The sequence below is a fragment of the Xanthomonas sp. NCPPB 3959 genome, from assembly GCF_056675575.1.
Genome location: NZ_JBWWVR010000001.1, coordinates 122,385 through 146,631, shown reverse-complemented (window position 1 = coordinate 146,631; position 24,247 = coordinate 122,385). Strand labels below are relative to the sequence as shown.

Below are 24,247 nucleotides of genomic sequence, written 5' to 3'. Positions count from 1 at the left end.
TCAGAAGGAGCGATTTTATGGGATTGATTGATCGTGATTTCGCGCTCGATAGTGGTGAAAGGGTCATTGCCCTTAAGATTGATGATATCCCGCCGGACCACATGGCTCGGTATGAATTCGCGCGTCAATCGCTAATTGATTTGCCTGGGCCGTTGTTGGGTGCCGATATTTTTTGCGGCGGCGGCTACGGCACTCATTTATTGGCGCAAGGTTTGCCCTGTTTTATCATCGGCATTGATGGTTCGGGCGAGTCGATTGCCCGCGCCTCGCAGACTTATGTCGACCTCAACGTGATGTTTGCCCACAAGTTCTTCCCGTTCGCGCTGCCTGCCGAGCATTTCGATTTTATCGTCTCCATGGAATCCATTGAGCACGTGGAAAATGGCGCACTGTTCTTCGGCTTGATGGTGCATGCGCTCAAGCCAGGCGGCCGGCTAATCATTTCAGCGCCAAATGCTAGCGTCATTGATCTGGCGAAGAATCCCTACGCTTGGCATTACAAGCACTTCACCGTAGATGAAATGTTACAACTTGGTCGCCAACATCAGCTCAACTTGATCAGTTGGCATGGTGCTGATTGCACGATTGTCGGTGCCAGCGGCAAGGTGGTGGCAACGAATCACCACAGTCCACTGAGCGGAACATTACGCGAAGGCCAACTCGGCGACACGCAGACCTACTATTTCCAGAAGCCACTGTGAGGCAGACATTGAGCAAGCCCGACACACTGGTTTTCATTGGCTGGGATTACGCGTCACCGGCATCGACCGTTCTCAAGCGCGCATTGATGGACTCGGAGTTTCCGTTGACAGCGATGGCGATCGTGCACGACGTGCTTCTAACTGATAGCGTCGATAGCATTCCGCTGATGAGCACCAACGATTTCCTAGCACGTGACGACCTCGCGCAAATCAACGTGGTATTGCAGATCAAGAATGGCGTGCACCGCACGTTGTGGCTGCGCCACATCCGCGAGCATGGCATGCGCCTTGTCGACCAAGGCGAGTTGCTGCGCAACTATGCGGCACATCTGGCTAGTCGTGGCACCACACGTACGCTGGGGCCAATCACCGTTCCGCAAGCCTTCGACGATGACGTTTGCGAAACGCTACGGGCCTGGACCGGAACATGGCCCGATGCGCTGTCCAACCGTACGTTTTTGGGCTATCTACTGTTTTTACAGAGTGGGTTGCTGTCGGCGTTGGCCGATGTCGTCAGCGCCGAGGTGTCCGAGCATCCATTCTTCCGCAACAGAAATCCGCAGACTGATGCATTCAAGGCATGCGCGAAGCAAGGCCTGATCTGGGAGATCGCCGATACCCGCAGCGCGTTTCTCGAACAGCTGTTAGTCGCAGACAACATCGGCACATTCGATTACGGGTTTTCTTCGTTTACTGCAGACAAAGCGCTTGCCGAGGGCAAGCGCTTATCACTGCTGTTCGGCAGCCTCGGCATTGTGCCTGCCCTGTCCAGCTTCAGTGCGGACACTACAAAGATCATTCAGAACCAAATCGGTACTGCGCCACTGCCTAAAAGCGATGCAACAAACAAGTTCGTTCGTTTGGATGTAGAGCAGCCGGTCGCCCTACTTGAATGGCTCAACGCAAACACGGACGTTTTGCTGGCGAAGGTACGCATCAAACGTCCTGCCGATCTCCTGCAATGCCTGCAGCTGTTTCCCATGCCGCAACTGTCATTGCATTGCGACCGACCAGGGCCAGCCGGATTGGAACTGACGATTTCCAAGCTGCCGACCCCGGCGGCTGTAGGCAATCAATGAACAAGCAGCCTGCCCTGACGAGCAAAGCCTGCCTTGTCTATGCGAAGCCACATTTAGAGGTTGCACTGCGACTGCTATGCTTAATCTGCAAAGAAAATAAGGAAGCATCATCATGGCGCTAGCTACCGGTTCCATCGCACGAGCCAGTATAAAGTATCCAGGACTGGATCCAGCCAAGACCAAGCTAATCGGTTGGGGCGCGGGGCAGTTTTTCCGCGACTTTTATCCTTGCGTCAGCCAACAGCTGAACTTGCAGTACACCATCTGCCCGCGGCCGGAGAATCAGGGTACGACCGTCCATGGCGTACCAGTCAGATCACCTTCGGCGCTGGAGGAGGAATCAATCGACGATGTGCTGATCGTCATTTTTTCCAATCACTCGCCGGAGGTGATGAATCAAATTGCAAAGGTACATGGTCGTTTCCGTACAGTGCGTGCGGTCGATTACGATCAAGGCAGCATCCCGCTGCTGCAGGAGCTGCAGGACTTCTCCAGTTTGCTACCGGAGTTGCAACTATCGCGTCGACTGAAGTCACCAGACACGGGCATTTTCGTGCAGGGACTCGCGTTCGAATTTACGCCATTGGTGCTGGCCTGGAATCGCCTGCGCTTCCCTTGGACGTATCAGTGCATGGTGACCTGGGACCATCAACCAAGCGCGCTACTCGACCGCTGCCGGCCTTGGCTGGATGCATTGATCCTGGTTCCTCAGCCGGACAATCTTGGCCTGCACTACCGCAATGCGGTGCTGCGCTCCGCGCGTCTGGGCGCCGAGCATCTTGCCGAGCAAGGTATCGAATTTGCGGTGCGGTGCCGTAGCGATAACGTGCTGACCGGCTCAACCAATGACGCCATCAATGCCAACTTTAGAGGTAAACGTAATCAAGGAAAGATCGCAATTTCTTTAGCAGGAGGGTGGCGAAACATCCCGTTCCATTTCACCGAGAAAGCGATGCTTGGTAGGACACAGGACATGCTGGCATTGTGGTCGATGCCAGAGGATCCGCGACCGGCAAATTATGCGGACGACGAATTGTCTCCAATGAACGAACTTGCGCCAAATCGGCATTTTCAAGAACTCAGCCAATACGCCTTCGAATCGTCGTTGTGGAAGGACTACGCACGCCGGCTTGGATTCCCGGCCGAAACCCTGGTCGATAGCTACCGTTTTGCAAAGTCACGTCTGCTGGCACTGGAGCCGCATCTGAGCTGGTCGTCGTTGAAGTTCGTCCCATTGTTCAATGTGGCTCGCGACAACAGCTACGGTTTCTCGATGGACTTGTGGAACCGGCTGTTCACCGACAGCGATGCAGTGCTGGAGGCTGCCGAGGCAGTCAGCCGGCTGGATCTCAACTCCACCGATTTTTGGCAAGGCAGAGTCGGCTGAGCCACCCTCGCCACTCAATGCCATCGGTTGCCAGGAGGCTTCTATGACTTACGCCATCATCATCCCGGCGCGACGTGATTCCTCACGGCTGCCCGGAAAACCACTGATCGAGTTGGGCGGCGTGCCCATGATCGTGCGTACCTATCAGCAATGCGCCAAGGCCGCGCCGGCCGAGCACATTCTGGTCGCCACCGACTGCGATGTGATTCAACGCACCTGCGAGCAGGCCGGCATCCGCACCTTGATGACCTCAAGCGACTGCCTGACCGGCACCGATCGTGTCGCCGAGGTCGCGCAGCAGCTGGATGTGGATACCTACATCAATGTGCAAGGCGATGACCCACTATTCAATCCGCAAGACGTTCGCTTGCTGATCGATGCGGCGGTAGCGGCGCCGAATGATGTGATCAACGGTTACTGCCCGGTGGCCAACATCGACGAATTCCGTAATCCGAGCGTGCCCAAGGTGGTCGTACGCCCTGACGGGCGCCTGTTATACATGTCGCGCGCGTCGATCCCGATCACCAAGCAAGGCGAGTTCCGGCGTGCCTGGCGGCAGGTGTGTGCGTATGCGTTTCCCAAGCAGGCGTTGCTGGCATTTGCGTCGGTATCTTGCAAGACAACATTGGAAGAAATCGAAGACATCGAGATCCTCCGTTTTCTGGAACTGGGCTTTGAGGTGCGCATGGTGCAGATGAGTGACAAGTCGATTGCCGTGGATACGCCGGCGGACGTGCAGCGCGTGGAGCAGGCGCTGCGCGCCCAGTCGTTAACCGACACGCCAGCAGAGCAGTAATGAACAGAGTAGACAACGATATTCAAAAAGCATAATCGTCGGCCTGCGGTACCGCCGACGCCAGAGAAACCGAACACGCCAACGCCTGCCCGCTGATCGCCATTTTTCTGAGGATATTCGGTCAGTCAGCGCCGCTGGGCAGATCGAAAGAGCCACACGACCACGAAACCGCTCTAGAGCGCCCCTTTGGTATGCTCCGGCGAACGCGCCTGCGTCGTTCGCCGTCTCCAACAGCAAACTCACCTTCCACGAAGCGTAGCTCTAATCCGACTCCGTGAAGTGTGCTGGGCGCCTTCCTAAGGCAGACAATGAAATTCCGGATCAATTACATTGAACTTAAAATACTATTACTCTACATACCAGCGCATAGGACGAATCGTAGAAGTGTTTGAAATCAAATCCCCTGTTTTAATGTTTACAGCAGCCAAAGCATATTGACCCAACGTATTCAGGAGATAATGGTGTGATTGCAAAGGAGACGAAACCACAGCAAATTGACTCCCCACTGTCACATCAACAACAAGATCGGTTTCACTCATACAGACTACGGCCTGTGAAGCATCAAGCCTCAAAGAAGTATGTGTGCACTGCACAGTCCATACGTGTATGTTGGGTGCCGGGACCAGCACCTTGACACTCGCACCAGCGTCCACAGCAGTTCTTAGGCTTCGCAGCGATCCCGAAACAACATTGCCATTTGCATCAGTTTCATATACTAGCGTCCATGCCTTCGAGTTGCCCGCAACCAGAACAAGCACTGTAAAAAGAGCAATTTTCGCAATCATTTTTTGACCTATTGTGGACGTGAGAATACGTATCAGGATTTTCTTACTACTTTTAAACGATTAACTTCGCGAATCGAAAATCTCACCTCACCGTCATTCTGTCAAGCGTGAGCTTGACGTCACAGTCGTTCAATTTTAATTAGAGACTGACAAACCCTATGAGTTACCCCGCCCTCGTCAGCATTGTCATGCCCACCTACAAGCCGCGCTATTTTGCGCAGGCGCTGGATAGCGTGCTGGCGCAGACCTACACGGCATTGGAGCTGGTGATCTGCGACGACAACACCGATGGTGCCATCGAGGCCGTGTTGGCGTCGAGGCTGGCTGACGCCCCATTTCCGATCCGCTACCACCGCAATGCCACCCGCCTCGGTGAACTCGCCAGCACCGTCAAGGGCATCGGCCTGGCGCAGGGCGAGTACGTCAAGTTCCTGCACGACGACGATGTGCTGCAGCCGGACTGCATCGCACAGCTGGTCAGCGCAATGGAACGTAACCCCGGCACGGCGCTGGCGTCCTCGCGCCGGCTGCGGATCGACGATGACGGTGCGCCGTTGCCCGACATCCTGGCCACCAGCTTCCCGTTCGGCGAGGACGTGCTGATCGACGGGCCGGAGCTGGTGTCGTTCCTGGCCGACCACGCCATCAACTTTATCGGCGAGCCGAGTTGCGTGCTTGCACGGCGCACCGACCTGGTGGCGCTGGGTGGCGAGCTGATGATGTTGAACGGCAAGGCCATCCATTGGGTTGGCGATCTGGCGATCTACGTCAAGCTGCTGCGTCACGGCAACCTGGCCCTGCTGTCCAGCACGCTCACGCATTTTCGCGTGTCCAGCGCGCAGTTCAGTCAGGCCGGCCGCGATCAACCCGGCATCGGCGATCAGGGCCATGAAGACTTGCGCCAAGGCATCCGCCAACTCGGCTGGCGACGCGAAAACGGCGACAACCGCCAGGTGCGCGTGGCCCCGCTCAGCCCGCACAAGGCGCGGGTGTTCAAGTCGGTGGATCTGGTCAATGCGCTGATGCAAAGCGCCGGCATGGCCGAGCGTGTGTCGCCGTCCACGTGGTTGGGCGTGCGCCATCCCAGCAATGTCCAGCGCTCACTGATCGAGGCGCGCTTGCAGGCGCATGCAGGCGGCCCGCGGATCGCAGTGATGTTGATCGACAGCAATGGCGATGCGGCAGCGGTGGCCGCAACTCAGGCCAGTCTGGCGGCGGTGGCGTGTTATCGGAATCAGCAGACCTGGGTTTTCAGCAGCTCGCCGCAGCAGGTCGCCGACCACGGCGAGCGCGGTGTGCTGATTGGCCCGCACGGCCTGGCAGCGACACTCAACCAAACCAATGCCACGCAGGAGTCCATCGACTGGGTGCTGCTGGTCGAAGCCGGCAGCCTGTTCACCGCCAGCGGCCTGTTAATGCTGGCGCTGGAGATGCTCGCGCTGCCGGACGATTGCCAGGCCGTCTACGCCGATGAAGTGGTCGCGCTGGACGACGGTCAGCTGGGGCTGGCGATGCGGCCGGCGTTGTATCTGGACATGCTGTTGAGTGCGCCGTCCACGCTGTCGCGGCATTGGCTGTTCCGGCAAGGCACTCTGTTGGCCGATGGCGGATTTCCTACTGGATCAGGCGACGCTTTCGAACTGGATTACCAACTTGGGCTGGTCGAACGCCACGGCCTGGCCTGCATCCAGCATATCGCCGAACCCTTGCTGGTGGCATCGGCCACCACCGCCCGGCACAGCGACGAAGACGAACAACGCGCCATCATCCGCCATCTCGCCACCCGCGGCTATATGGACGCGGTGGTGAGCAGCAACGGCTCCGGTCGTCATGCAGTGGATTATCAGCACGCGCAGCAGCCGCTGGTTAGCATTCTTGTGTTGGTGGATGGACGCCTGGCGCAGGTACAGCGCTGCCTGGAAAGCGTGCTCGCCAATACCGCCTATCCGCACTATGAGTTGCTGTTGCTGGATCGCGGCGACAGCGCCGAGCCGGCGCTACGCGACTGGCTGACGGGCATCGACAACCTGGGCCTGCAGCAGATCCGCGTGCTGCACTTTGAGGGTGAACCTTCGCGCGAGGCGGCCTGCAATGCCGCAGCCGAGCAGGCACGTGGGGACGTGCTGCTGTGGCTGGCAGCGGGCGCGGCAGCGATCAAGGCCGATTGGCTGGCGCAGTTGCTCAACCACGCGCTGCGGCCAGAGGTCGGCGCAGTGGCTGGCAAGTTGCTGCGCGGCGACGGTACCGTGCATCACGCCGGTCTGCTGCTGGGCCTGGGTGCACCGGCAACACGCGCATTCGAAGGGGCCGCGTTCGACGAATCGGGCTACCTGCAGCGGCTGCAACTCGATCAAAACTACAGCGCACTCAGTGGCGAATGCCTGATGCTGCCGCGCCAGCTGTTTCTGGATGCCGGCGGCTTTGCGCAGGAGCCGGCGTTGGCGCAGTGGAGCGATGTCGATCTGTGCCTGCGCCTGCAGCAGGCCGGCTATCTCAATGTCTACGCTGCGCGCGCGCGGTTGTTGATCGACCCGCCCGAAGCGGCGCCGGCCAGCGCTCTCGACGAAGAGGCGATGTACGCACGTTGGCTGCCGGTGATGGCCAACGACCCGGCATACAACCCGGGTTTTTCGCTGGATCCCGGCGCCGGCTTCAAACTGGCCGACCCGCGCGCCAGCTGGCGCCCGTTGCAGTCGTGGCGGCCGCTGCCGAGCGTGATCGCGCTGCCGGCCGATATCGAAGGCTGCGGCCACTATCGGGTGATCCAGCCGCTGCGCGCCTTGCGCGAAGCCGGCATGGTCGAGGGCGTGCTGTTCAACGGCTATCTGGAGATCAGCGAGCTGGCGCGCCAGGATCCCGACGTGGTGATCCTGCAACGCCAGGTCGGCGAGCCGCGGCTGGAAGCGATGCGGCGGATGAAGGCGCTGTCGCGCGCATTCAAGGTCTACGAGCTCGACGACTACCTGCCCAACCTGCCGCTGAAGAATGCCCACCGCGAGCACATGCCCAAGGACATCCTCAAGACCGTGCGGCGCGGGCTGGGCATGGTGGACCGCTTCGTGGTCTCCACACCGGCGCTGGCCGAGGCATTCGCCGGGCTGCACAGCGACATCCGCGTGGCCGAAAACCGCCTGCCGGCGCATTGGTGGAACGTATTGCCGGAGCGTTCGCTCGAACGCGGCCGCCGCCCCCGCATCGGCTGGGCTGGCGGCGCCAGCCACACCGGCGACCTGGAACTGATCGCAGATGTAGTGCGCGAGCTGGCCGACGAGGTCGACTGGGTGTTCATGGGGATGTACCCGTTCGCGCTGCGCCAGCACATCCATCACTTCCAGCCCGGCGTGCCGATCGATCACTATCCCGCCGCGCTGGCAGCGCTGGATCTGGACCTGGCGCTGGCGCCGGTAGAGCAGAACCTGTTCAACGAGTGCAAGAGCAACCTGCGCCTGCTCGAATACGGTGCCTGCGGCTACCCGGTGATCGCCAGCGACGTGCGCTGCTACCAAGGCAACCTGCCGGTGACGCTGGTGAAAAATCGCTACCGCGACTGGATCGGCGCGATCCGGGAGCACCTTGCCGACCCGGCCGCTGCGGCGGCAAAGGGCGCGGCATTGCGTGAAGTCGTTCGCCGCGACTGGATGTTGACCGGCAGGAATCTTGATCAGTGGCGTGAGGCGTGGTTGCCGGATTAGCTGGTCAAGTGCGCGGGTGCATGCACTACTGTTAGGACACGTTGTCATCGAAACCAAGCCCGCCGACTCAATCAGCTCACAGCCGCAGAGTTATCGAGTCGTAGCGTCGTTTAGCTACAGTCAAACGAATAGATCAAAAGCCTGGTTGGTCGAGCGCGCGGTTATCAGAACAACGCACCTCATGCCCGCTTGCAACCATGCACACCGACCGTCTCGACTGGTCCTTGCCCGCTCACCGTCGCGGGACCTTACGCGGCATGGATGCCGCGTAAGAGCCTACACGGACGTACTTGCGGCGTGTCCCGCGATGGTGGGCGGGCAAGGGCCCTGCAGCAAACTCGCAGATCCGCCGCCCTGCAATTGATCTATCCGTGCTGACCAACTACATCGGGACACAACAACCCTGGATTGCGAATCGCAGCTTTGTCTATTAGATGCAGTCAAGCTCAGTAGATCGAGGGCGCGGTGCCCTCGCCGCTCGCGGGACACGCCGTGAACCCGTCCTTGGGGGCTCGGTGGCGGCATCCATGCCGCCACACGGTCCCGCAATCGGCGAGGACACCGCACCAGGAAGTTGGTCGGTAGCCAAGTAAAAGGCGGGCCATCTCGCGGGTTGCATTGGCTTGCGAGTACGGGCCGCAACTACAGAGATCCAGCGCATCAGAAGCACGTCATGCATTGCTTACACCCTGCACACCGACTATCTCGGCTGGTCCTTGCCCGCTCACCGTCGCGGGACCTTACGCGGCATGGATGCCGCGTAAGAGCTTACAAGGACGTACTTGCAGCGTGTCCCGCGACGGTGGGCGGGCAAGGGCCCTGCCGCCAAGCCGCAGATCAGTCGCTCTTCGCCAGACAGGCCCGCGTCTTGCTAGACAAACCGGCTGAACAAACGCGCGCCCTGTCGACAAGGCCCGGCTAGAGAAGCACCCGACTCAACAGTAGGTGCCCGCCTCGCTAGCGCAGAGAAAGTTGCGCCCGCAGATCACACTCAGCCCAGCTACGGCAGTCCTCCCTGCCACGGCGCCGGAATCCCGGCGCGGTTTCGGCACGCCGCTTGCATTGGTGTGGATGCCTCCCTGGCTGACCGCACCCATGAGCGATTCCGTTACCTCCATCCTCTCGCAGATCCGCAGCTACCAGACGCAGATGGGCCAAGGCCCCATGGGCGCGGTGGGCGATGCGGCGCGCGGTAATCAGATCCAGGGGCTGGCCGGCACGCAGGGCACCCCGGCCACCCAGGCACCGAGCTTCAGCGAGACCTTGCGCGGCGCCATCGGCGGCGTCAACGAGGCCCAGCAGAAGTCCGGCGCGCTGGCCAAAGCATTCGAAATGGGCGACCCCAGTGCCGATCTGGCACGGGTCATGGTCGCCTCTCAGCAGTCCCAGGTGGCCTTCCGCGCCACCGTGGAAGTCCGCAACCGTCTCGTCCAGGCTTATCAGGACGTCATGAACATGCCGCTGTAAGGGTTAACGACACATGGCACTCGCGATTTCCAAAGAAAACATCAACCAGAACGCCGAAAAGGCCGGGCAATGGTTCGACCGTGTCCGCAGCCTGCAGATCACCCGCAAGCTGACCATGATGGCGATGATCGCCCTGGCGGTGGGCGCCGGTCTGGCGGTGTTCTACTGGTCGCAGAAACCCGGCTATCAGTCGCTGTACACCGGCCTGGACGACAAGGGCAATGCCGAAGCGGCCGACCTGCTGCGTACCGCGCAGATCCCGTACAAGATCGACCAGAACACCGGCGCCATCTCGGTGCCGCAGGACCGTTTGTACGATGCCCGCCTGAAGCTGGCCGGCTCCGGCCTGACCGGTAAAGAGACCGGCGGCGGCTTCGAGCTGATGGAAAAAGACCCCGGCTTCGGCGTCAGCCAGTTCGTGGAAAACGCCCGTTACCAGCACGCCCTGGAAACCGAATTGTCGCGCACCATCGGCACCCTGCGCCCGGTGCGCGAGGCCCGCGTGCATCTGGCCATTCCCAAGCCCAGCGCCTTCACCCGCCAGCGTGATGTGGCCAGTGCCTCGGTGGTGCTGGAGCTGCGCGGCGGCCAGGGTCTGGAACGCAATCAGGTCGACGCCATCGTCAACCTGGTCGCCTCCAGCATCCCGGACATGACACCCGAGCGCGTGACCGTGGTCGACCAGAGCGGCCGCATGCTCTCCATCGCCGACCCCAACAGCGACGCCGCCCAGCACGCCGCCCAGTTCGAACAGGTGCGTCGCCAGGAGAGCTCCTACAACCAGCGCATCCGCGAGCTGCTCGAGCCGATGACCGGCGCCGGCCGGGTCAACCCGGAAGTCAGCGTGGACATGGATTTCTCGGTGGTCGAAGAAGCCCGCGAACTCTACAACGGCGAGCCGGCCAAGCTGCGCAGCGAGCAGATCAACGACACCAGCACCAGCGCCACCGGCCCGCAAGGTCCCCCGGGCGCCACCAGCAACAGCCCCGGCCAGCCGCCGGCCCCGGCAGCAAACGCCACTGCCGGCGCACCGGGCACACCGGCCGCTGCCAATGGCCAGGCCGCCGCGCCTGCCGCGCCGACCGAAAGTTCCAAGAGCGCCACCCGCAATTACGAATTGGACCGCACCTTGCAACACACCCGTCAGCCGGCCGGCCGCATCAAGCGGGTGTCGGTGGCGGTGCTGCTGGACAACGTGCCGCGCCCCGGTGCCAAGGGCAAGATCGTCGAGCAGCCGCTAACCGCCGCCGAGCTCACCCGCATCGAGGGCCTGGTCAAGCAGGCCGTGGGGTTCGACGCGGCCCGTGGCGACACGGTGTCGGTGATGAATGCCCCGTTCGTGCGTGAAGCGGTGGCCGGCGAAGAAGGCCCGAAGTGGTGGGAAGACCCGCGCGTGCAGAACGGTCTGCGCCTGCTGGTCGGTGCGGTGGTGGTGCTGGCGCTGCTGTTCGGTGTGGTGCGCCCCACCCTGCGTCAGCTCACCGGCGTGACCGTGGTCAAGGACAAGCAAGGCAAGGGCGGCAAGGATGGCACTCCGCAGAGTGCGGATGTGCGGATGGTCGATGACGACGACCTGATGCCGCGCCTGGAAGAAGACACCGCCCAGCTCGGTCAGGACAAGAAAGTCCCGATCGCACTGCCGGACGCCTACGAAGAACGCATGCGGGTCGCACGCGAAGCCGTTAAAGCCGATTCAAAACGTGTCGCACAAGTCGTAAAGGGATGGGTCGCCAGTGAAGCCTGAAACACCGCCGATGACCGGAGTACAGCGCGCCGCCGTGCTGTTGCTGTCGCTTGGGGAAAGCGACGCCGCCGAAGTGCTCAAGCATATGGACCCCAAGGAGGTGCAGAAGATCGGCATCGCCATGGCCACGATGACCGGCATCTCGCGCGACCAGGTCGAGCGGGTGATGGACGACTTCAACGGCGAGCTGGCCGGCAAGACCTCGCTGGGTGTGGGCGCCGACGACTACATCCGCAACGTGCTGATCCAGGCACTCGGCGCCGACAAGGCCGGTGGCCTGATCGACCGCATCCTGCTCGGCCGCAACACGACCGGTCTGGACACCCTGAAGTGGATGGACCCGCGCGCGGTCGCCGATCTGGTGCGCAACGAGCACCCGCAGATCATCGCCATCGTCATGGCGCATCTGGACAGCGACCAGGCCGCTGAAGCGCTGAAGCTGCTGCCCGAGCGCACCCGCGCCGACGTGCTGCTGCGCATCGCAACGCTGGACGGCATTCCGCCGAATGCGCTGAGCGAGCTCAACGACATCATGGAGCGCCAATTTTCCGGCAACCAGAACCTCAAGTCGTCCAACGTGGGCGGCATCAAGGTCGCTGCCAATATCCTCAACTTCCTCGACACCGGCCCCGAGCAGGGTGTGCTGGGCGAGATCGGCAAGATCGACGCCGACCTGGCCAGCAAGATCCAGGACCTGATGTTCGTGTTCGACAATCTGGTGGACCTGGACGACCGCGGCCTGCAGACGCTGCTGCGCGAAGTCTCCGGCGAGCGCCTGGGCCTGGCCCTGCGCGGCGCCGACACCAAGGTGCGCGAGAAGATCACCCGCAACATGTCCCAGCGCGCCGCCGAAATCCTGCTCGAAGACATGGAAGCGCGTGGCCCGGTACGCCTGGCCGACGTGGAAGCGGCGCAGAAGGAAATCCTCACCATCGTGCGCCGCCTGGCTGACGAAGGCGCCATCAGCCTGGGCGGCGCCGGTGCGGAGGCGATGGTATGAACGACATCGTCACCCGTTGGCTGGCCCCGGACCTGCATATGGCGCCGGCGCTGCCGGAAACCGACTTCGACGAACCGGCGATTTATGAGCCGGTGCTGCGCCCGCCGACCCTGGAAGAGATCCAGGCCATCGAAGACGCCGCCCGTCAGGAAGGTCTGGAGCGCGGGCATGCCGAAGGCTTCGCCCAGGGCCAGTCCGAGGTGCGCCGGTTGACTGCGCAGATCGACGGCATCCTGGACAACTTCACCCGCCCGCTGGCGCGGCTGGAGAATGAAGTGGTTGGCGCGCTCGGCGAGCTGGCCGTGCGCATCGCCGGTTCCCTGGTCGGGCGTGCCTACCAGGTCGAACCGCAGCTGCTGGCCGATCTGGTGCACGAAGCCATCGACGCGGTCGGCAGTGCCGGTCGCGAAGTGGAAGTGCGCCTGCACCCGGACGACATCACCGCGCTGCTGCCGCATCTGGCGCCCAGCAGCACCACCCGCGTGGCCCCGGACCTGAGCCTGAGCCGCGGCGACCTGCGCGTGCACGCCGAAAGCGTGCGCGTGGATGGAACCCTGGATGCGCGCCTGCGGGCCGCGCTGGAGAGCGTCATGCGCAAATCCGGAGCGGGCCTGTGAGCGACGTGTTGGCAGCCACCCCAGCCCCGGCCGATTGGCTGGACGCGCGCAACCTGCGCCTGGCCACGCGCCTGAGCGGGCTGGGACTGGAGCCCACTGCCGGCCGCACCCTGATCCGCGAAGGCATCCTGCGCCGCGCGGTCGGCCTGACCCTGGAAGCCACCGGCTGCGAGGCGCCGATGGGCGCCACCTGCAAGGTCGAAGTCGACGGCGGCTGGGTCGATGCCGAAGTGGTCGGCTTTGCCGGCGAACGCACCTATCTGATGCCCAGCGCCGAGCTGCATGGCCTGCTCCCGAATGCCCGCGTGGTGCCCTCGCGGCGCCGCGGCGGCGTGGAAGTGGGCGAAGGCCTGCTCGGCCGCGTCATCGACAGCGACGGCACCCCGCTCGACGGCAAGGGCCCGATCCGCGGCGAAGGCAGCGTCAGCATGGCCGGCGTGTCGATCAACCCGCTGGCGCGCGAGCCCATCACTACCTCATTGGACGTCGGCGTGCGGGCGATCAACGCGCTGCTGCCGATCGGCCGCGGCCAGCGTGTGGGCCTGTTCGCGGGCTCCGGCGTCGGTAAATCGACACTGCTCGGCATGATGACCCGCTTCACCTCGGCCGACGTGATCGTGGTCGGGCTGATCGGCGAGCGTGGCCGCGAAGTACGCGATTTCGTCGAAACCACCCTCGGCGAAGAAGGCCTGCGCCGCGCCGTGGTCGTGGCCGCCCCGGCCGACCGCCCACCGTTGGCGCGTCTGCATGGCGCCTACCGCGCTACTGCCATCGCCGAATGGTTCCGCGACCAGGGCTTGAACGTGTTGCTGCTAATGGATTCGCTGACCCGTTTCGCCCAGGCGCAGCGCGAGATCGGCCTGTCGGTGGGCGAGCCGCCCACTACCCGCGGCTACCCGCCGTCGGTGTTCGCCAAATTGCCGGCGCTGGTGGAACGTGCCGGCAACGGCGCCAAGGGCCGCGGCTCGATCACCGCCTTCTACACCGTGCTGACCGAAGGCGACGACCCGCAGGACCCGATCGCCGACGCCGCCCGTGCCATTCTCGACGGCCACATCCTGCTCTCGCGTCGGGTTGCCGACAGCGGCCTGTACCCGGCCATCGATGTCGAATCCTCGGTCAGCCGTGTGGTGCAGGACATCGCCGACGACACCTGGCGTCTGCGCATCCGCAAGCTCAAGCGGCTGCTCTCGGCGTATTCGTCCAATCGCGATCTGATCGCCATCGGCGCCTATCAGCGCGGCAGCGATCCGGCCACCGACGAAGCCTTGGCGCGTTGGCCGGACATCGTCGAATTCCTTGGACAGGACGTCCACAAGGCCGCCCACCTGCCCGACAGCCTGTCCGCGTTGCAGCGGCTGGTCGAACCCGAGAACTAATCCATGATGCAGTCCAAACGGATCGACCCCCTGCTGCGCCGCGCCCAGGAACAGGAAGACCAGGTCGCGCGCGATCTGGCCGAGCGTCAGCGCGCGCTGGACACGCACCAGTCGCGTCTGGAAGAACTGCGCCGCTACGCCGAGGAATACGCCAACAGCCATATGGCCGGCACCAGCGCCGCGGCGTTGACCAACCGCCGCGCCTTTCTGGACCGGCTGGACAGCGCCGTGCTGCAGCAGGCGCAGACCGTGGAAAGCAACCGCAACAAGGTGGAGGCAGAACGCACCCGCCTGCTGCTTGCCAGCCGCGAAAAACAGGTGCTGGAGCAACTGGCGGCCAGCTACCGCGCACAGGAGAACAAGGTGATCGAACGCCGCGACCAGCGTGAGATGGACGACCTCGGCGCGCGCCGCTCGCGCCTGGCCCGCAGCGAAGATACCCACGGAGAATCCGCATGAATCCCCTGTCCGCTTTTGCCGCCGGCCTTGGCGCGCTTGCCGGCATCGGCAAGAAGTCCAGCTATAGCGACCCGTCGTCCGAGCCGGACGCCGGCCAGGACCAGTTCGCGCGCATGCTCAATCCGGCCAACACGCCCAACCAGGCCCCGCCGCAGGCGCCCGAGCGCGTGCCGGCCAAGCAGGCCGCGCCCAAGCCCAGCCAGTCCGACAAGCAGCGCGACGACAACGATAACGGCGACGATGCAGCCGGCGATGCCACTGCACGGCCGCGTGCGCAGGAGGGCGACAGCAAGGCTGCAAAGCCCGCCAAGTCCGGCTCCACCAAAGAATCAACTACAGCCGAGAGCAGCTCTGCCGCAGGCACCGCCAAGACCGGCAAGAACGCAAAACCCGCGACCGCCAGCGAAGACGCACCTGCCGAGGCAGCCACCGCGACCGATTCCACCTGGCCGCCGCCAGGTCTGGGCGGCTTCGGCATGGGCCTGCTGGCGCAAGCCCTGCCCGGTGGCGAGGTGCTGGCTGCCGCGGCAGCGGCCCTGACCGCCAGCATGGCCGGGGCAGCGGGCGGCACGGCGAGTGCAACCGCCCTGCCCACCGACGCTGCTGCACCTACCGCCACGGCAACCGCCGGCACCGCCCTGCCCTCGTTGGGCGCACTGGCACCGGCCGCCGCCGCGGGCGCCAAGCCCACTTCCGTCACCGCCTTGAGCGGCGACGCCCAGACCGCCGCGCTGATGAGCATGGCCACCAAGGCACTGGACCCAAGCGCCGACGACTCCGCTGCCCCCGCAGCGCCGGACGCCCCGGCGTTCGTATTGCCGACTACCACGGCCGCCACGCTCGGTCGCCTGCAGGATCCGGCGCCGGTGTTCAGCGCCTCGCCCACCCCGACCCCGGAAATGGGCAGCGACAACTTCGACGATGCCATCGGCGCGCGTATGAGCTGGCTGGCCGACCAGAAGATCGGCCATGCGCATATCAAGGTGACCCCGAACGAGATGGGCCCGGTCGAAGTGCGTCTGCATCTGGATGGCGACAAGGTCAGCGCCAGCTTCACCTCGGCCAACGCCGAGGTGCGCCAGGCGCTGGAACAAAGCCTGCCGCGGCTGCGCGAAATGCTCGGCCAGAACGGCTTCCAGCTGGGCCAGGCCGATGTGGGCCAGCAACAGCAGGGCCAGGCCAGCAACCGCAACGGCAGTGGGCGCGATGGCAACGGCCTCACCCTGGACGACAGCCCGCCCGTCGGAATTCCGTCGGTGGTGTTACGCCAGCGTGGATTGCTGGACGCCTACGCCTGACGTTCTGCGCCGGGCTGGCCCCGGCGACGCTGAAAAACGCGCATCGGCGCCATGTCGACGCGCCTCATATTCCTCGCAGCGCAAGGCCTGCGGGGGTGTTCGTATTAGCGCGCAGGCCGCGCCAGGAAACCGTCACGGTTTTGGCATGCCAATTGCATCCACAGGGTGAGCATTCCCCTGGAGCAGACTGTGGCAGCCGCCGAAAAACCCAAGAAGACCGAAGACAAAGACGAGAAAGGCGAAAAGAAGAAGGGTGGCAAGAAGTCCATCCTGCTGATCGCCATCGGTGTGGTGGTACTTGCGGCCGCTGGCGGCGGCGCCTGGTTCTTCTTCGGCCACAAGGGCGATGAGAAAGGCGGCAAGCACGCCGCACCCAAGGTCGCCGAAGTGCCCAAGCCGGCCCAGTACTTCCCGATGGACCCGGCGATCGTGGTCAACCTGGCCGACCCTGGCGATGGCCCGCAGTACCTGCAGGTCGAAGTGCAGCTGGTCACCCGCGACCCGGAAGAACTCAAGCTCATCACTGAGAACGCCCCGGCCATCCGCGCGCATCTGCTGATGCTGCTGTCGCAGACCAAGGCCACCGACGTGGCCGACCTTGTCGGCAAGCAGAAGCTGCAGAAAGCCGCCCTGGTCGAAGCGCAGAAGGTCATGACCAGCGAGACCGGCAAGAAGTGCGTCGAAGAACTGCTGTTCACCAGTTTCGTTACCCAGTAAGGCCTGCCCATGAGCGTCAGCGATCTGCTTTCCCAGGACGAAATCGATGCCCTGCTGCACGGCGTGGATTCGGGCGTGGTCAACACCGAGCCGGAGCCGTTGCCCGGCGAGGCACGCCAATACGATCTGTCCAGCCAGGACCGCATCATCCGTGGGCGCATGCCGACCCTGGAAATGGTCAACGAGCGCTTCGCGCGGCTGTGGCGCATCGGCCTGTTCAACCTGATCCGGCGCTCGGCCGACCTGTCGGTGCGCGGCATCGACCTGGTCAAGTTCAACGAGTACATGCACTCGCTGTACGTGCCGACCAACCTCAACCTGATCCGCTTCAAACCGCTGCGCGGCACCGGCCTGATCGTGTTCGAACCTACTCTGGTGTTCACCGTGGTGGACAACTTCTTCGGTGGCGACGGCCGTTACCACACCCGTATCGAAGGTCGCGAATTCACCGCCACCGAGATGCGCGTGGTGCAGCTGATGCTCAAGCAGACCTTCGCCGATCTGAAGGAAGCCTGGGCGCCGGTGATGGAAGTGGACTTCGAGTACATCAACTCGGAGATCAACCCGCACTTCGCCAATATCGTCACCCCGCGTGAGTACGTGGTGGTGTGCCGCTTCCATGTGGAGCTGGAAGGCGGCGGCGGCGAGATCCACATCACCCTGCCGTATTCGATGCTGGAGCCGATCCGTGAATTGCTCGATGCCGGCATCCAGAGCGACCGCAACGACCGCGACGACTCCTGGAACGTGATGCTGCGCGAGCAGTTGGACACTGCCGAGGTCACCCTGTCCAGCGTGCTGGCCAGCAAGCGCATGAGTCTGCGCCAGCTCACCGGTTTGAAAATCGGCGACATCCTGCCGATCGACCTGCCCGCACAGGTGCCGCTGTGCGTGGAAGAAATCCCGTTGTTCACCGGCGAATTCGGCGTTTCCAATGGCAACAACGCCGTCAAGATCACCGCCGTACGCCCGCCCGGCGTGCAAGCCCCGCGTGCCGTTCCATCCCAGGACCCCAGCAAATGATCAACTCCGACATCCTCGACGCCGCGCCCGCCACCTTCGACAGCCTGCAGCCCGAGCGCGACCTCAATGCCACCGACCTCAACCTGGACGTCATCCTGGACGTGCCGGTGACGCTGTCGCTGGAAGTGGGCCGCGCGCGCATCCCGATCCGCAACCTGCTGCAGCTCAACCAGGGCTCGGTGGTGGAACTGGAACGCGGCGCCGGCGAGCCGCTGGACGTGTACGTCAACGGCACCTTGATCGCGCATGGCGAAGTCGTCGTCATCAACGACCGCTTCGGCATCCGCCTGACCGACGTGGTCAGCCCCAGCGAACGGATCCGGAGGCTGCGGTGATCGGCTTGCTGGCCACTGCCGCGCCGGTCGCGGCCAAGGCCAGCCAGGTCGGCGCGCAGGCACCGTCCTCGCCCAGCCTGTTTGGCGCAGTCTTTGCATTGCTGTTGGTGCTTGCGCTGATCGTCGGCCTGGGCTGGTTGCTCAAGCGCCTGCCCGGCAGTGGTTTCCGCAATACCGAGGGCCTGCGTGTGGTGACCAGCCTGGCAGTCGGTGCCAAGGAACGCGTGGTGGTGGTGGAGGTGAACGGCCAGCAGTTGTTGCTCGGCGTCACCGCCGGCGGCATCAGCACCTTGCACACCTTGCCCGAACCGCTACCGCCCACGCCGGCCCCCACCCTGCCCAACTTCAAGCAACTCCCCAATTTCGCCCAGCTGCTGGCACAGAAGCTGCGCAAGGACCTGTGACATGTTCAGTCGTTGGAATCGCTGGGGGCGCAGCCTGCGCCTGATCCTGATCCTGCTGGTGATGAGCTGCCCGCTGCTGGCCGCCGCCGCACCTGCCGCCTTGCCTGCGATGGCCCAGGCCGCCGCTCCCGCTGCGGCGCCCGCTCCGGCCGGCGCCAATCAGTTGCCTTCGTTGCCGAACGTGAGCGTTGGCCGCATCGGCGACCAACCGGTGAGCCTGCCGCTGCAGACCTTGCTGCTGATGACGGCGATCACCCTGCTGCCGTCGATGCTGCTGGTGCTGACCGCCTTCACCCGCATCACCATCGTGCTGGGCCTGCTGCGCCAGGCGCTGGGTACCGGCCAGACCCCGTCCAATCAGGTGCTGCTGGGCCTGTCGATGTTCCTCACCGCGCTAGTGATGATGCCGGTGTGGCAGAAGATGTGGGGCGCCGGCCTGTCGCCGTACCTCAACAGCCAGATCGATTTCTCCACCGCCTGGACGCTCACCACCCAGCCGCTACGCGCTTTCATGCTGGCGCAGATTCGCGAGACCGATCTGATGACCTTTGCCGGCATGGCCGGCGACGGCAAGTACGCCGGCCCGGACGCAGTGCCGTTCCCGGTGCTGGTGGCCTCGTTCGTGACCAGCGAGTTGAAGACCGCCTTCGAGATCGGCTTTTTGATCTTCATTCCGTTCGTGATCATCGATCTGGTGGTCGCCAGCGTGCTGATGTCGATGGGCATGATGATGCTGTCGCCGATGTTGATCTCGGCACCGTTCAAGATTCTGCTCTTCATTTTGGTGGATGGGTGGGTGCTGGTGGTGGGCACGCTGGCAGCGAGCTTCAATGCGTCGTAGCCACGAGGCTTGCATGCGCGCCGCTCTGCCGGGATGTCTACCCGGCTTGCCGATTCGGCATGGGGTCTCGAGGCCGAGCAGCCAATAGAGGCCGAAGCCCACTACTGAGCAATGAGTGAGCTGGCGGAGCCAGACACCACGCGTGGCTTCGCCTCGTACCCTCACCCCAACCCCTCTCCCGCTGGAGAGGGGCTAGTTTCTGCAGACCTCACGTTCTTCAGCTCATATCTTCAGCTCATACACCGTTGCACCAGCTCAGAGCTCATTTCTCTAATTCGCAATCTCGATTTTCGACTCCCCACTCCCGTCCTTTGGCACCCCACTTGCATCAGACCACTCCATGAGCCCTGAAATCGCCCTGACTGAATTGCGTGGTGGCCTGGTCACCGTCCTGTGGATTGCCGGGCCGATGTTGCTGGCGGTGCTGGTGGTCGGCGTGGTGATTGGTGTGGTGCAGGCTGCCACCCAGTTGAACGAACCGACCATCGCCTTCGTCGCCAAAGCCGTGGCGCTGACGGCCACCTTGTTTGCCACCGGCAGCATGCTGCTGGGGCATCTGGTGGAGTTCACCATTGCGCTGTTCCAGCGCATTCCGCATCTGATCGGTTAGCGGGTCAGACCGGATGGATGCTGCCACCCAGATGGTGATCGATGGCCAGCGCGCGTTCGCGATGGTCGGGGCGATCATGTGGACGATGCTGCGCACCGGCGCGTTGCTGACCGCGATGCCGTTGATCGGCACGCGTGCGGTGCCCGGGCGGGTGCGGGTGATGCTGGCCGGCACCTTGTCGATGGTGCTGGCGCCGCTGCTGCCGCCGGTACCGGAGTGGGACGGCTTTACCGCGCAGGCGGTGCTCAGCGTGGCACGCGAGCTGGCGGTGGGCGCCAGCATGGGCTTCATGCTCAAACTGATCTTCGAAGCCGGCGCGTTGGCCGGCGAGCTGGTGTCGCAATCCACCGGTCTGTCGTTTGCACAGATGTCCGACCCGCTGCGCGGGGTGACGTCCGGCGTGATCGCACAGTGGTTCTACATCGGGTTCGGGCTGCTGTTCTTCGCGGCCAACGGGCACCTGGCGGTGATCTCGCTGTTGGTGGACAGCTACAAGGCCTTGCCGATCGGCACCGCAGTGCCGGATGCGGCCGCCTTTGCAGAAGTGGCGCCGACGCTGTTCCTGCAGATCCTGCGCGGCGGGCTCACCTTGGCGTTGCCGATGATGGTGGCGATGCTGGCGGTCAACCTGGCCTTCGGCGCATTGGCCAAGGCGGCGCCGGCGTTGAATCCGGTGCAGTTGGGCTTGCCGCTGACGGTATTGCTGGGCCTGTTTCTGCTTTCCAGTTTCGCCAGCGAATTCGCACCGCCCGTGCAGCGCATGTTCGACACTGCGTTCGACGCCGCCAGAGCATTGACGACGTAAGTGTGAACTGCCTCAAGTTTTTGGCCGGCAAGCCGTCAACGCCACAGGATCACTGACGACGCCAATCGCCAGTCATCACATCCTCACTGCCACGCCTGCGGGAACCGATGCCCAACGTGTCTGCGCTGTTCGCCCGTTCTGCCGTGCGCAGCATTGCGCCATGGGCATGGCTCTGCCTGCTTGTGACCGGCCTGACCAGTATCGCGAGCGTGCAGGCGCAGAGTTACAGCTTCCGCGATTACGCCCAGGCCGATGGCCTGCAAGGCATGACCATCACCGGTCTGGTCGAGGATCGCCGTGGTGTGGTGTGGGTGGCCACCGAACTGGCGTTGCACCGGTTCGAGCGTGAGCGCTTCATTGCCGTCGGCCAGGATCAGGGCCTGGACGCGCGCTTCACCCGCGGCCTGACGCTGGATAGCGCCGGGCGCTTGTGGGTGGCCACCGCCAATGGCGTGTTCGTGCGCGACGGCGAGCAGTTCGTCCAGGTGCTGCGCGAGGGCAAGCGCATTCGCGCCGATGCCGGCAATGTGATCGCCGCCTACCGCGATGGGGTCGCGGTGATCAGCGCAGGGGCGCTGCTGGCGGTGACGCCGGGCGCGGGCAAGCAATGGCAGGTGCAACCGCTGCCGCTGCGAACGCCCGATGGAATCCTGCAGCCATCGGGCAGCACCCTGCTGGCCGATGGGCAGTTTCTGTGGGCGTCGTGCGGCGCTGGCGTCTGCCGGTTAGATGCAGCCGGCAAGGTGGTCGAATCCCTCTCCGAAGCCGATGGCGTGCCAGCGCGCCGCTGGCGGGTGATCTTTCGCGAACGTGGCGGTCGGCTGTGGCTGCGTGGCGGCGGCGCCATCGTGTCGCGCGAGCCGGGCGCGCGCCGCTTCCAAACCCATCCGGCCAGCGCGCACAGCAGCTTCAGCACCATGTCCGGCGCCACCACCATGGTGGAAGATGCGCGCGGACGCATGCTGACCCGCTCCGATCATGGCCTGGTGCGCTGGGACGGCACCCATTGGCACGACATCGGCCCCGACCAGGGCCTGCAGCTGGATGCCATGGTCGGCCCACTGCTGTTGCAGAGCAACGGCACCTTGTGGATCGGCACCCGTGGGCTTGGGGTGCAACGCCTGCTCGGCTACGGCAGCATCGAGCATCTGACCGAGCCGCAAGGCATGCCATCGGCGCCGACCTGGGCGATGCAGCGCCTGCCCAACGGCATGCTGGCGGTTGGTGCCGATGGCGGCGCCGCCCTGCTGCCCCGGCATGCCCAGCGTGCCCAGCCGTGGCTGCTGGAAAACGGCAAGCCGTTGTCGCAAACGCTCAGCCTTGCGGTAGCACCGGATGGCGCGGCCTGGGTGTCGTACTTTTCCGGCGCCATTGCCCGGCGCGATCCGCACACCGGGCTGACCCGCGTGGTGATGGACATGCCCAGGCCTGGCTACAAGTTGTTGTTCGACAACGCCGGTTCGGTCTGGATCTCGACCCCGCGCGGGCTGGCACGCGGTCAGACCACCCCGCCCTATGCGCTGAACTTCGAGCCTGCGCTGCAAGGCAAGTTTGTCGGCGACATCGATGTCGACCGCCAGGGGCGGCTGTGGGCGGCGACCGGCGACGGGCTGTATCGCCGCGAGGGCGCGCAATGGGTGCGCGTGCCGGTGCGCGGCTCGCTGCCCAGCCAGGACATGTTTCAGATCGACTTCGCACCGGACGGCGAAATCTGGCTGTCGCTGCGCGAAGCCGGGCTGTGGCACGGTCGCCTGCAAGCCGACGGCGGTGTGTCGGTGCAGACGGTCGACGACCCGCTGATCTCCAAGGTGATGCCCTTCATCCTGCGCCACGACCGCAAGGGCCGGCTGTGGGTCGGCAGCAGCCAGGGGCTGGATCTGTATCAGCAAGGCCGTTGGTCGCGTATCACGCGCAGCGAGGGTCTGCTGTGGGACGACCTGTCGTCCAACGCGTTTCTGGAAGACGACGACGGCAGCCTGTGGATCGGCAGCAGCCGCGGGCTGAGCCACTTGCTCGACCCGCAGCGGTTGTTCGCCGCACAACCGCTGCAGGTGGAGATCGCGCACGTGCGGCGCGGCACCGAGACGGTACGCGCCGGGGCGGCGCTGGAGTGGTCGGACATTCCGCTGGATATCGACCTGGCCACGCCCGGCGTGGAAGGCGGCGCCGACCGGATCAGCTTCCGCTACCGGGTGGAAGGCCATCAGGCGCGCTGGACCACCACCTCGCTCAGCCACCTGACCTATCCGCTGCTGCCGCCCGGCACCTACACGCTGGAAGTGCAGGTGCTGGATGCCTATCAACGCAGTAGCAGCCCGATCACGCGCTTTCGTTTTGTGCTGCATCCGCCGTGGTGGCGTGGCATTCCCGCGTTGATCGGCTACGTGCTGCTGGGCATCGCAGCCGTGATCGTGCTGCTGCGCTGGCGCACGCGCAAACTGCTGCGGCGCAAACGCGAGCTGGAGCAACTGGTGGCCGAACGCACCGCCGAACTGGAGCAGGACAAGCGCGAGCTGGAAGTCGCGCGCGCCGAACTGGCGCTCAAGGCCACCCACGACGAGCTGACCGGCCTGCTCAATCGCGCCGGCATCTTGCACGCGTTGCGCGGCATGCTGGCGCGTGCCACGGTCCAGGCGCAGCCGTTGGCGGTGGTGCTGATCGATCTGGATCACTTCAAGCTGGTCAACGACCAACACGGCCATCTGGCCGGCGATGCGGTGCTGGCCGAGGTCGGGCGGCGCCTGGATACGTTGGTGCGCGGCGACGACCGCATTGGCCGCTACGGTGGCGAGGAATTGCTGGCGCTGCTGCCCGGTCTGAATGCCGACTCCACGCATCGTTTGCAGGCCTTGCATCGCGGCATCTGCGGCGATTACCCGATCGACGGCAGCCTGCTGCCGGTGACCTGCTCGGTCGGCGTGGCCTGGTTTCAGCCGGGCGAAACCCTGGAACAGTTGCTGGCGCGCGCCGACGCGGCGCTGTATCGCGCCAAACGCAGTGGACGCAATCGCATCGACTACGACCACACCGCGTCTGAGCACGCTGCTGACAGTTGAGCGTTAGCGCCGAAGCGCCTTGAAATACGTTGAAAGCAGCGTTCCAGTGAAC

Annotated in this window: 21 protein-coding genes; 20 read left to right on the top strand and 1 reads right to left on the bottom strand. The window is 64.0% G+C overall.

Going from position 1 to position 24,247, the window contains the following annotated elements; genetic code table 11:
• The first annotated feature begins 17 nt into the window (after positions 1–17).
• The 4 genes from AC1KVG_RS00545 (at position 18) to AC1KVG_RS00530 (ending at position 3,963) form a co-directional block, all read left to right on the top strand.
• Positions 18–701 carry a class I SAM-dependent methyltransferase gene (locus AC1KVG_RS00545; RefSeq protein WP_115038918.1) on the top strand — a complete coding sequence of 228 codons (684 nt, stop codon included), beginning with the start codon at positions 18–20 and terminating at the stop codon, positions 699–701.
• Positions 702–709: 8 nt separating this feature from the next.
• A complete protein-coding gene (locus AC1KVG_RS00540; protein ID WP_481093170.1) occupies positions 710–1,780 on the top strand; it encodes a hypothetical protein in 1,071 nt (356 codons plus the stop codon).
• A gap of 112 nt (positions 1,781–1,892) precedes the next feature.
• Positions 1,893–3,167: a hypothetical protein gene (locus AC1KVG_RS00535; protein ID WP_481093169.1), complete on the top strand. Its 1,275-nt coding sequence runs from the start codon at positions 1,893–1,895 to the stop codon at positions 3,165–3,167.
• A gap of 43 nt (positions 3,168–3,210) precedes the next feature.
• Complete coding sequence (locus AC1KVG_RS00530; protein ID WP_481093168.1) at positions 3,211–3,963, top strand: 3-deoxy-manno-octulosonate cytidylyltransferase; 753 nt, start codon at positions 3,211–3,213, stop codon at positions 3,961–3,963.
• A 347-nt stretch (positions 3,964–4,310) separates the two neighbouring features.
• Here AC1KVG_RS00530 and AC1KVG_RS00525 read toward each other — a convergent pair whose 3' ends face one another.
• A complete protein-coding gene (locus tag AC1KVG_RS00525; protein WP_184408581.1) occupies positions 4,311–4,748 on the bottom strand; it encodes a hypothetical protein in 438 nt (145 codons plus the stop codon).
• A 158-nt stretch (positions 4,749–4,906) separates the two neighbouring features.
• Here AC1KVG_RS00525 and AC1KVG_RS00520 point away from each other — a divergent pair, with 158 nt between their 5' ends.
• The 16 genes from AC1KVG_RS00520 (at position 4,907) to AC1KVG_RS00445 (ending at position 24,195) form a co-directional block, all read left to right on the top strand.
• On the top strand, positions 4,907–8,440 hold the full coding sequence (locus tag AC1KVG_RS00520) for a glycosyltransferase (RefSeq protein WP_481093167.1): 3,534 nt from the start codon (positions 4,907–4,909) through the stop codon (positions 8,438–8,440).
• A gap of 1,095 nt (positions 8,441–9,535) precedes the next feature.
• Positions 9,536–9,907, top strand: coding sequence for a flagellar hook-basal body complex protein FliE (fliE, locus tag AC1KVG_RS00515; RefSeq protein ID WP_006449786.1), 372 nt, complete (start codon positions 9,536–9,538; stop codon positions 9,905–9,907).
• 13 nt (positions 9,908–9,920) lie between these two features.
• The gene (fliF, locus tag AC1KVG_RS00510) at positions 9,921–11,651 is read left to right on the top strand and encodes a flagellar basal-body MS-ring/collar protein FliF (protein ID WP_023903933.1); all 1,731 of its coding nucleotides are present in this window, start codon (positions 9,921–9,923) and stop codon (positions 11,649–11,651) included.
• 10 nt (positions 11,652–11,661) lie between these two features.
• Positions 11,662–12,651: a flagellar motor switch protein FliG gene (gene fliG / locus AC1KVG_RS00505; RefSeq protein WP_006449784.1), complete on the top strand. Its 990-nt coding sequence runs from the start codon at positions 11,662–11,664 to the stop codon at positions 12,649–12,651.
• Positions 12,648–13,268 carry a FliH/SctL family protein gene (locus AC1KVG_RS00500; protein WP_481093166.1) on the top strand — a complete coding sequence of 207 codons (621 nt, stop codon included), beginning with the start codon at positions 12,648–12,650 and terminating at the stop codon, positions 13,266–13,268. The genes fliG and AC1KVG_RS00500 overlap by 4 nt, the downstream gene beginning before the upstream one ends.
• The gene (gene fliI / locus AC1KVG_RS00495) at positions 13,265–14,647 is read left to right on the top strand and encodes a flagellar protein export ATPase FliI (protein WP_006449782.1); all 1,383 of its coding nucleotides are present in this window, start codon (positions 13,265–13,267) and stop codon (positions 14,645–14,647) included. The genes AC1KVG_RS00500 and fliI overlap by 4 nt, the downstream gene beginning before the upstream one ends.
• A 3-nt stretch (positions 14,648–14,650) precedes the next feature.
• Positions 14,651–15,106, top strand: coding sequence for a flagellar export protein FliJ (gene fliJ, locus AC1KVG_RS00490; RefSeq protein WP_006449781.1), 456 nt, complete (start codon positions 14,651–14,653; stop codon positions 15,104–15,106).
• Complete coding sequence (locus tag AC1KVG_RS00485; RefSeq protein ID WP_481093165.1) at positions 15,103–16,404, top strand: flagellar hook-length control protein FliK; 1,302 nt, start codon at positions 15,103–15,105, stop codon at positions 16,402–16,404. Before fliJ ends, AC1KVG_RS00485 begins: the two co-directional genes overlap by 4 nt.
• A 165-nt stretch (positions 16,405–16,569) precedes the next feature.
• The gene (locus tag AC1KVG_RS00480; RefSeq protein WP_006449779.1) at positions 16,570–17,121 is read left to right on the top strand and encodes a flagellar basal body-associated FliL family protein; all 552 of its coding nucleotides are present in this window, start codon (positions 16,570–16,572) and stop codon (positions 17,119–17,121) included.
• 9 nt (positions 17,122–17,130) lie between these two features.
• Positions 17,131–18,144, top strand: coding sequence for a flagellar motor switch protein FliM (fliM, locus tag AC1KVG_RS00475; RefSeq protein ID WP_023903929.1), 1,014 nt, complete (start codon positions 17,131–17,133; stop codon positions 18,142–18,144).
• Positions 18,141–18,479: a flagellar motor switch protein FliN gene (gene fliN, locus AC1KVG_RS00470; protein ID WP_006449777.1), complete on the top strand. Its 339-nt coding sequence runs from the start codon at positions 18,141–18,143 to the stop codon at positions 18,477–18,479. Before fliM ends, fliN begins: the two co-directional genes overlap by 4 nt.
• Positions 18,476–18,883 carry a flagellar biosynthetic protein FliO gene (fliO, locus tag AC1KVG_RS00465; protein ID WP_481093164.1) on the top strand — a complete coding sequence of 136 codons (408 nt, stop codon included), beginning with the start codon at positions 18,476–18,478 and terminating at the stop codon, positions 18,881–18,883. The genes fliN and fliO overlap by 4 nt, the downstream gene beginning before the upstream one ends.
• 1 nt (position 18,884) lies before the next feature.
• On the top strand, positions 18,885–19,724 hold the full coding sequence (gene fliP / locus AC1KVG_RS00460; RefSeq protein ID WP_481093163.1) for a flagellar type III secretion system pore protein FliP: 840 nt from the start codon (positions 18,885–18,887) through the stop codon (positions 19,722–19,724).
• 340 nt (positions 19,725–20,064) lie between these two features.
• Positions 20,065–20,334, top strand: a complete 270-nt coding sequence (locus AC1KVG_RS00455) for a flagellar biosynthetic protein FliQ (RefSeq protein WP_005917968.1) — start codon at positions 20,065–20,067, stop codon at positions 20,332–20,334.
• 13 nt (positions 20,335–20,347) lie between these two features.
• Positions 20,348–21,139, top strand: a complete 792-nt coding sequence (fliR, locus tag AC1KVG_RS00450; protein WP_006449774.1) for a flagellar biosynthetic protein FliR — start codon at positions 20,348–20,350, stop codon at positions 21,137–21,139.
• 107 nt (positions 21,140–21,246) lie between these two features.
• Positions 21,247–24,195 carry a ligand-binding sensor domain-containing diguanylate cyclase gene (locus tag AC1KVG_RS00445; RefSeq protein ID WP_481093162.1) on the top strand — a complete coding sequence of 983 codons (2,949 nt, stop codon included), beginning with the start codon at positions 21,247–21,249 and terminating at the stop codon, positions 24,193–24,195.
• The last annotated feature ends 52 nt before the right edge of the window (positions 24,196–24,247 follow it).

Bases quoted from the DNA above. Each gene is read 5' to 3' on its own strand.
- AC1KVG_RS00545 (WP_115038918.1), top strand. From the start codon at position 18: ATGGGATTGATTGATCGTGATTTCGCGCTCGATAGTGGTGAAAGGGTC.
- AC1KVG_RS00535 (WP_481093169.1), top strand. From the start codon at position 1,893: ATGGCGCTAGCTACCGGTTCCATCGCACGAGCCAGTATAAAGTATCCA.
- AC1KVG_RS00530 (WP_481093168.1), top strand. From the start codon at position 3,211: ATGACTTACGCCATCATCATCCCGGCGCGACGTGATTCCTCACGGCTG.
- AC1KVG_RS00525 (WP_184408581.1), bottom strand. From the start codon at position 4,748: ATGATTGCGAAAATTGCTCTTTTTACAGTGCTTGTTCTGGTTGCGGGC.
- AC1KVG_RS00520 (WP_481093167.1), top strand. From the start codon at position 4,907: ATGAGTTACCCCGCCCTCGTCAGCATTGTCATGCCCACCTACAAGCCG.
- fliE (WP_006449786.1), top strand. From the start codon at position 9,536: ATGAGCGATTCCGTTACCTCCATCCTCTCGCAGATCCGCAGCTACCAG.
- fliF (WP_023903933.1), top strand. From the start codon at position 9,921: ATGGCACTCGCGATTTCCAAAGAAAACATCAACCAGAACGCCGAAAAG.
- fliG (WP_006449784.1), top strand. From the start codon at position 11,662: ATGACCGGAGTACAGCGCGCCGCCGTGCTGTTGCTGTCGCTTGGGGAA.
- AC1KVG_RS00500 (WP_481093166.1), top strand. From the start codon at position 12,648: ATGAACGACATCGTCACCCGTTGGCTGGCCCCGGACCTGCATATGGCG.
- fliJ (WP_006449781.1), top strand. From the start codon at position 14,651: ATGATGCAGTCCAAACGGATCGACCCCCTGCTGCGCCGCGCCCAGGAA.
- AC1KVG_RS00485 (WP_481093165.1), top strand. From the start codon at position 15,103: ATGAATCCCCTGTCCGCTTTTGCCGCCGGCCTTGGCGCGCTTGCCGGC.
- fliM (WP_023903929.1), top strand. From the start codon at position 17,131: ATGAGCGTCAGCGATCTGCTTTCCCAGGACGAAATCGATGCCCTGCTG.
- fliN (WP_006449777.1), top strand. From the start codon at position 18,141: ATGATCAACTCCGACATCCTCGACGCCGCGCCCGCCACCTTCGACAGC.
- fliP (WP_481093163.1), top strand. From the start codon at position 18,885: ATGTTCAGTCGTTGGAATCGCTGGGGGCGCAGCCTGCGCCTGATCCTG.
- AC1KVG_RS00455 (WP_005917968.1), top strand. From the start codon at position 20,065: ATGAGCCCTGAAATCGCCCTGACTGAATTGCGTGGTGGCCTGGTCACC.
- fliR (WP_006449774.1), top strand. From the start codon at position 20,348: ATGGATGCTGCCACCCAGATGGTGATCGATGGCCAGCGCGCGTTCGCG.
- AC1KVG_RS00445 (WP_481093162.1), top strand. From the start codon at position 21,247: ATGCCCAACGTGTCTGCGCTGTTCGCCCGTTCTGCCGTGCGCAGCATT.